Below are 7,321 nucleotides of genomic sequence, written 5' to 3'. Positions count from 1 at the left end.
AGTAAGGGGGAGCAAGCTCCCCCTTCGGTTTTTACCGGACACTAGTGACGCTCCGCGTGGGAACGCCTCTCCCGGGCTGCATTCCCACGCAGAGCGTGGGAACGATCTTGACGCCACGTTAAGCCGACTTGGCCATAATCAACCCAGTCTCACTCGCCGCCTCCAACCGAATCGCCACAAACTTCGAGGTCGGCGTATGACTACCATCCCCGGTGCTTTCCAGCGGTACCAGCGGGTTCACTTCCGGATAGTAGGCGGCCGCTTGCCCGGCAGGAATATCAAACGCCAGCAGCGTGAAACCCTTCACCCGACGCTCACGGCCATCATCCCAGATCGAAACGATGTCAGCCTTCTGTCCCGGTTTGAAGCCCAGGCGAATGATGTCGGCCTCATTGACGAACAACACATCCCGCTGGCCTTTCACCCCGCGATAACGGTCATCAAGGCCATAAATGGTGGTGTTGTACTGATCGTGGGAGCGCATCGACTGCATGATCAGGTCCGGCAATACGCCGGTGGCGCGGGTGCGTTCGTGCACCAGATCTTTGGGCAAAATGTTCGGACGGAAATTGGCCCGACCCGATAGCGTATTCCAGCGACGTGCGCCGGCGCTGTTGCCCAGATAGAAACCGCCAGGGTTCTGGACTTTCTCGTTGAAGTCCCGGAAGCCCGGAATGGTATCGGCGATCAGGTCGCGGATGCGGCTGTAATCGGCCACCAACCAGTTCCAGTCCACCGGTTTGCTGCCCAGGGTCGCGGCGGCGATACCGGCGATGATCGCAGGCTCCGAGCGCATCTGGTTCGACAGCGGCTGTAACTGACCGTTGGAGGCATGGACCATGCTGAACGAGTCTTCCACGGTCACTGCTTGGGCGCCTTCAGTCTGGACATCGATGTCGGTACGGCCCAGGCACGGCAGGATCAGCGCATCTTTGCCGTGAGCCAAATGGCTGCGGTTGAGCTTGGTGCTGATCTGCACGGTCAGGTCGCAATTGGCCAGAGCCTGAAAGGTGCGCGTGCTGTCCGGGGTGGCTTGGGCGAAGTTACCGCCCAGGCCGATGAAGACTTTCGAGCGGCCGTCGGCCATGGCATGAATCGCCTCGACCACGTTGTGGCCGTTTTCACGGGGCACCTTGAACTGGAAGCGCCGCTCCAGGGAATCGAGAAACACCACCGACGGACGTTCGTTGATACCCATCGTCCGGTCGCCCTGCACATTGCTGTGGCCACGCACCGGGCACAGACCGGCCCCCGGCCGGCCGATGTTGCCGCGCAGCAGCATCAGGTTGGCGATTTCCTGGATGGTCGGCACCGAATGACGATGCTGGGTGATGCCCATGGCCCAGCACATGATCACGTTCTTGCCTTTGGCGTACATGCGCGCCGCTTGCTCGATTTCCACCAGAGTCAGGCCGGACTGTTCGACGATCTGTTCCCATGGGGTGTCGTCGATGACGCCCATGTATTCCAGCACGTTGACGGCATGTTCATTCAGGAAGTCGTGATCGAACACCGCCGGGGCGCCGGTCTTCTGCGCATCGCGTTCCCATTGCAGCAGGAACTTCGCCATGCCGCGCAGCACCGCCATGTCGCCACCCAGTGCCGGGCGGAAGTAGGCGGTATTGGTCGGTTTGTCGCCGTTGGTGAGCATTTCCAGCGGATGCTGCGGATGCTGGAAGCGTTCCAGGCCGCGTTCTTTCAGCGGGTTGACGCACACCACCTGAGCGCCGCGTTTCACTGCTTCGCGCAGGGGTTCGAGCATCCGTGGGTGGTTGGTGCCGGGGTTCTGGCCCCAGACGAAAATCGCATCGGCGTGTTCGAAATCATCGAAGGTCACGGTGCCTTTGCCAACGCCGATACTTTGCGCCATGGCCACACCGCTGGCCTCGTGGCACATGTTCGAGCAGTCGGGAAAGTTGTTGGTGCCGTAGGCGCGCACGAACAGCTGATAGAGGTACGCCGCTTCGTTGCTGGCGCGACCCGAGGTGTAGAACTCGGCTTGATCCGGGCTCGACAGGCCCTGCAAATGTTTGCCGATCAGCGCGAAGGCGTCATCCCAGCTGATGGGTTTGTAGCGGTCGGTCTCGGCGTCGTAGCTCATCGGCTCGGTCAATCGGCCCTGATACTCGAGCCAGTAGTCGCTCTGCTCCAGCAGCGAGCTGACGCTGTGTTTGGCGAAGAACGCGCCGTCGACACGACGTTTGGTCGCTTCCCAATTCACCGCTTTGGCGCCGTTCTCGCAGAACATCACCATGCCCTTTTCCGGAGAGTCGCCCCAGGCGCAACCGGGGCAGTCGAAGCCGCCGTTCTGGTTGGTCTTGAGCATTATGCGGAGGTTTTTCAGCGCGTTATCGCTGGTCAACCAGGCCTGGGCGACGCTGATCAGCGCGCCCCAGCCACCGGCTGGGCCTTTGTAGGGCTTGTAGCGGGGGACGGGTTTCTGGTCGGCTTGACGATGTTGGCTCACGCTTGATTCTCTCTAGCAGGGCTGTAAACCCGTGGCGCACTTTTCTGCGGCAGGTGGATGAGGTTGAGGTTGTGTCGACGGGCCCATTGCACGGCAAGGCTCGTGGGCGACGACAGGCTGACCAGGGTCTGGATGCCGGCGCGTAAAACTTTCTGGATCAATTCAAGGCTGCAACGGCTGGTGACAATCGCCAGGCCGCCAGTGGTGGGGATCTTCTGGCGGATCAACCCGCCGATCAGCTTGTCGAGGGCGTTGTGCCGACCAATGTCTTCGCGGCCCAGCAGCAATTCGCCGTTGCCGTTCATGAACACCGCCGCATGCACCGCGCCGCAATGCTGGCCCAGCGGCTGGAATTCGCCGATGCGATGGCGTAATCCATCCAGCCATTCGGCCGGGGGCAGTGGGGCGCCGGGCAGTACTTTGAGGTCGGGCAGTGCTTGCTCCACGGCTTCCACGCCGCAGAGCCCACAACCACTGGTGCCGGCCAGTTGCCGACGCTGCTGCTTGAGGTTCCAGAAGGCGCGGTTGGCGATGGTCACTTGCGCGTATTGCGCCGACCCCGTGCCGCTGAGTTGCAAGTCGTAGATGTCTGAAGCGTCTTCGATGATGCCGCTGCCGAGGCTGAAGCCGACGATGAAGTCTTCAAGGTCCGTCGGCGTCACCAACATGACCGCCTGGCTGATGCCGTTGTAGGCGATTGCCAACGCGACTTCCTCGGCCAACGCGGTGCTGGCCGATTCGGTGTATTCAAGGTTGCAGTAACTGTAGGTCTGGCTTGCGGCGGTCGCGGGCGTTTCAACAGCAGGCGCCGCGCGGGCAGGGCGCTTGGCGTTCATCAGGCATCACCGACGGTTGGGTCAGCTTTAAGCCTAGGCGCGTCAACATGTCACGTCTAATCGCTATTACTGATCTACCGATAGATGAGATCGATCAAGACTCTGTCAGTGATTGTTGAAAGATCGCGAAACAGGCTTCTGCGAGCGCCGAACGTGGAGCACTGCGACGCATGATCAGCCCTAGCCGGGCGAGGGTCTGGGCGCTTTCGATGGGCTGCAGGCGCAAGTGATCAGTGAGGTTTTCCAGACCACCTTCCAATGGCATCACGGCGCAACACAGACCGCCGTGTACTGCTTGTAACAATTGGTGGACTGCATCGGTTTGCAGCAACGGTTGGGGAGCCAAGCCACGACTATGGAAGTTATGGTCGATGGACTGGCGAAAATGCATGCCGCTGGTGAGCATGCCCAGTGGCAGTTCGATCAGCGATTCCCAACTCAGTGGCGCCTCGCCGAAACTGAAAAAGCGCTGATCATAGAGCAGGCCCATGCGGGTTTCGCTGAAGGCCAGGGAATCGAAACGCTCACCGTCCAGGCGTTCCAGGTAGGAGACGCCGATATCGAGACGGTTATTCGCCAATTGTTCAAGGATCTGTTCGGAGCTTAGCGCCGAGAGTTCGAAGCGCAGGTTGGGGTGTTCGGCATGCAGGCGTTGCATCAGTGGCACCGGGTCGAAACTCGACAGTGGCACAACGCCCAGACGCAACGTGCCCACGAGGTTGCCGCGACAGGCTGCTGCTTCGGCCTGTAAACCGTCGTAGGCCGCGAGCACCGTCCGCGCCCATGCCAGCACGCGCTCGCCCGGCGCAGTGAAACCTTCGAAGCGCTGGCCGCGGTTGACCAGTGGCAGTTCAAGCTCTTCTTCGAGGCTGCGCAGGCGCATGGACAGAGTCGGCTGGGTAATGTGACAACGCGCGGCGGCCTGGCCGAAGTGCCGGGTTTCGTCGAGGGCGATGAGGAATTTGAGCTGCTTGATGTCCATCTTCGCTCCAGGGCGCGGGCAAGGTTTGCGATTCTACCGCCTGCGCGGGGTTGGGTCATTGGTCGGCTGGGAACCGGGCTTCGCAAGGCTGGTCTAGTCTTTGGCGTCTGGAACCTAAACCCCAAGGAGAGTGCACCATGAGTATTTTTAGCTTTGTGAAAGAAGCAGGCGAAAAACTTATCGATCTGCTGACCCCAGGCAATGCCAATGCCAGCGAGCAGTTGAAGGAACACATCAGCAAGGTCGGCCTGGGTAATCCGAATGTTCAGGCGACCATCGAAGGCGACAAAGTCATCGTCACCGGTGACGTTGCGAGCCAGGAAGAGAAGGAAAAGATTCTGCTGGCTGTGGGCAATATTGCCGGTGTCGGCAGCGTGGATGACCAGATCACCGTAACGGGCCCGGTTGCTCAGGCGGCGCGGTTCGTCACCGTTAAAAAGGGCGACACCCTCAGCGCGATTTCCAAGGCCGAATACGGCGACGCGAACAAGTACAACAAAATCTTCGAGGCCAACAAGCCAATGCTTTCGCACCCGGACAAGATCTATCCGGGGCAGGTGTTGCGGATTCCTGAGTAACACAAAACCTGTGGCGAGGGAGCTTGCTCCCGCTCGGCTGCGCAGCAGTCGCAATCTGGCCAATGCAGTCTTCTGAAGAAACACATCAGCCAGATTGGGAGCGCTTCGCACTCCAGCGGGAGCAAGCTCCCTCGCCACAACGACCGCGTCAGACTCTAGAGCCCGGCAATCAACTCCCGATAATCCCCCACCGCCGCAAACTCGGCCGTGTCCTTCGGCCCTTTGCGGCTGTCGGGCTCGCTCACGGCCAGCAGATGCGCCACGCCAAAATTGCGTGCACTGCGCAGGATCGGCAGCGTGTCATCGATAAACAGACTGCGCGTCGGGTCGAAGCCGATGTCGGCCTGCAAGGCATCCCAGAACTGCGGGTTTTCCTTGGGAAAACCGTAATCGTGAGAGCTGATCAATCGCTCGAAATACGGCGCCAGTTCAATTCGTTCCAGCTTCAATGAAAGCGAGTCACGGTGGGCGTTGGTGATCAGTACCACGCGTTTGCCGGCCCGTTTGATCGCCGCCAGAAAAGTGTCCGCATCCGGTCGCAGGGCGATCAGGTGCGCGGTTTCCAGCTTCAGTTCGCGCACCGACAGCTTCAGCTCGGCGCTCCAGAAATCCAGACAGTACCACTGCAACTGGCCGGCATTGCGTTCGAACAACGGCTGCAATTCCAGCTCCGCCATGGCCCGGCTCACCCCATGCAGCTCGGCATAACGCTGGGGCAGATGTTCCATCCAGAAATGGTTGTCGTAGTGCAGGTCCAGCAGCGTGCCGTCCATATCCAGCAAAACGGTATCGATGTCGCGCCAGGGCAGCAGGGACATAAAAAACTTCTCCAGCGGTAAAAAAGATATCCGGGATAAACAATCAGGATAGGCCGGGTATAGTAACCCGCTTACGCCAAGGAGCCATTTATGCGCCAGAAACCCACCGTACTCGCTCGCGAGATCGTCGCCACCAGCCGTTTGTTCTGTGTCGAAGAGCTGAAGCTGCGCTTTTCCAATGGCGTGGAGCGTACCTATGAGCGTCTGGTCAGCAAAGGCACCGGCCATGGCGCGGTGATGATCGTGGCGATGCTCGACGCGGAGCATGCGGTGTTGGTGGAGGAATACTGCGGCGGCACCGATGCATATGAGCTGTCCCTGCCCAAAGGCTTGATCGAGCCGGGCGAAGACGTGTTGGCGGCGGCCGAGCGGGAGCTCATGGAAGAGGCCGGGTATGGCGCGCGACAGCTTGAACATTTGACCGAGTTGTCGTTGTCACCGGGCTACATGAGTCAGAGGATTCAGGTGGTGCTGGCCACCGATCTGTACGAAGAACGCCTGGAGGGCGACGAGCCCGAGCCGATGGGAGTGGAAAAGATCAACCTGCGTGAATTGTCAGCCCTGGCGCAAAACCCGCGATTCACCGAGGGCCGTGCCTTGGCGGCGCTGTATCTGGCCCGTGACTTACTGACTCAACGTGGGGTGTTTTTACCGTGAATTTGAATTTTCCCCATCCGCTGATGGCGCCAGTCGTTGAACTGGCTTTGAAGGCTGGCGAAGCGATCCTGCCGTTCTGGCGTGTCAATGTCGCCGTTACTGCAAAGTCCGATGATTCCCCGGTCACAGCCGCCGACATGGCCGCTCATCATGTGATTCTGGCCGGGCTAACGGCGCTGGATCCAAGTATTCCGGTGCTGTCCGAAGAAGACGCCAATATCCCCCAGAGCGTGCGCGCCGGCTGGCAGCGCTGGTGGCTGGTCGATCCGTTGGACGGGACCAAGGAGTTCATCTCCGGCAGTGAAGAGTTCACCGTCAACATTGCGCTGATCGAGCAGGGGCGGGTGGTGTTTGGCGTAGTGTCGATGCCGACCAACGGGCGCTTTTATGTCGGCGGTGCCGGGATGGGTGCCTGGCGTGGCGATAAAGGTGCCGAGCCATTGCCGATTCAGGTTCGCGATGTTCCGGCTACGGGTGAAGCCTTCACGGTGGTCGCCAGTCGTCGGCATTCGAGCCCTGAGCAGGAACGGTTACTCGCGGGATTGAGCGACAGTCTGGGTGAGTTGCAACTGGCGAATATTGGCAGCTCGCTGAAATTTTGCCTGCTGGCGGAAGGGGCGGCGGATTGTTATCCGCGGTTGGCGCCGACTTCGCAGTGGGACACGGCGGCTGCGCAAGGTGTGCTGGAAGGCGCAGGTGGAGAGGTGCTGGATTTGAGCGGTGAGCCGTTCTGCTATCCGGCGCGGGAGTCGTTGTTGAATGAGTTTTTCCTGGCACTGCCGGCTAAGGCGGCATGGCGGGAAAAGTTGTTGGCTTTGGCCCGCAACTAAGATCGTTCCCATGCTCCGCGTGGGAATGCCTCTAGGGACGCTCCGCATCCAGTGACGCGGAGCGTCCCGGGCTGCATTCCCACGCAGAGTGTCACTAGTGTCCGGTAAAAACCGAAGGGGGAGCTTGCTCCCCCTTACTGTTGGCGGCCGTCA

General features: G+C 60.3%; 7 protein-coding genes. 3 read left to right on the top strand and 4 right to left on the bottom strand.

What is annotated here, in order from left to right:
* Positions 1-118: 118 nt before the first annotated feature.
* From IC37_RS28510 to IC37_RS28500, 3 genes are all read right to left on the bottom strand, one after another.
* Positions 119-2,467, bottom strand: coding sequence for an FdhF/YdeP family oxidoreductase (locus IC37_RS28510; RefSeq protein WP_030129613.1), 2,349 nt, complete (start codon positions 2,465-2,467; stop codon positions 119-121).
* A complete protein-coding gene (gene fdhD, locus IC37_RS28505; protein ID WP_030129612.1) occupies positions 2,464-3,303 on the bottom strand; it encodes a formate dehydrogenase accessory sulfurtransferase FdhD in 840 nt (279 codons plus the stop codon). Before fdhD ends, IC37_RS28510 begins: the two co-directional genes overlap by 4 nt.
* 94 nt (positions 3,304-3,397) lie before the next feature.
* Entirely contained in the window at positions 3,398-4,285 is an 888-nt protein-coding gene (locus tag IC37_RS28500; protein ID WP_030129611.1) for a LysR family transcriptional regulator, read from the bottom strand.
* A gap of 137 nt (positions 4,286-4,422) precedes the next feature.
* Here IC37_RS28500 and lysM point away from each other — a divergent pair, with 137 nt between their 5' ends.
* Complete coding sequence (gene lysM, locus IC37_RS28495) at positions 4,423-4,863, top strand: peptidoglycan-binding protein LysM (protein WP_030129610.1); 441 nt, start codon at positions 4,423-4,425, stop codon at positions 4,861-4,863.
* Between the two features lie 155 nt (positions 4,864-5,018).
* On the opposite strand, the gene yrfG is transcribed toward lysM, so the two are convergent.
* Positions 5,019-5,681, bottom strand: a complete 663-nt coding sequence (yrfG, locus tag IC37_RS28490) for a GMP/IMP nucleotidase (protein WP_030129609.1) — start codon at positions 5,679-5,681, stop codon at positions 5,019-5,021.
* Between the two features lie 90 nt (positions 5,682-5,771).
* Between yrfG and nudE the strand changes: the two genes are divergently transcribed.
* Positions 5,772-6,338 carry an ADP compounds hydrolase NudE gene (gene nudE, locus IC37_RS28485; protein WP_030129608.1) on the top strand — a complete coding sequence of 189 codons (567 nt, stop codon included), beginning with the start codon at positions 5,772-5,774 and terminating at the stop codon, positions 6,336-6,338.
* Positions 6,335-7,168 (top strand): 3'(2'),5'-bisphosphate nucleotidase CysQ, encoded by an 834-nt coding sequence (gene cysQ, locus IC37_RS28480; protein ID WP_030129607.1) that lies wholly within the window; start codon positions 6,335-6,337, stop codon positions 7,166-7,168. The genes nudE and cysQ overlap by 4 nt, the downstream gene beginning before the upstream one ends.
* Positions 7,169-7,321 lie beyond the last annotated feature (153 nt).

This window comes from Pseudomonas sp. QTF5 (assembly GCF_000512695.2).
GTDB lineage: Bacteria > Pseudomonadota > Gammaproteobacteria > Pseudomonadales > Pseudomonadaceae > Aquipseudomonas.
Note: the sequence above shows the minus strand (reverse complement) of the source record. Positions and strands in the feature narration are given on the sequence as shown.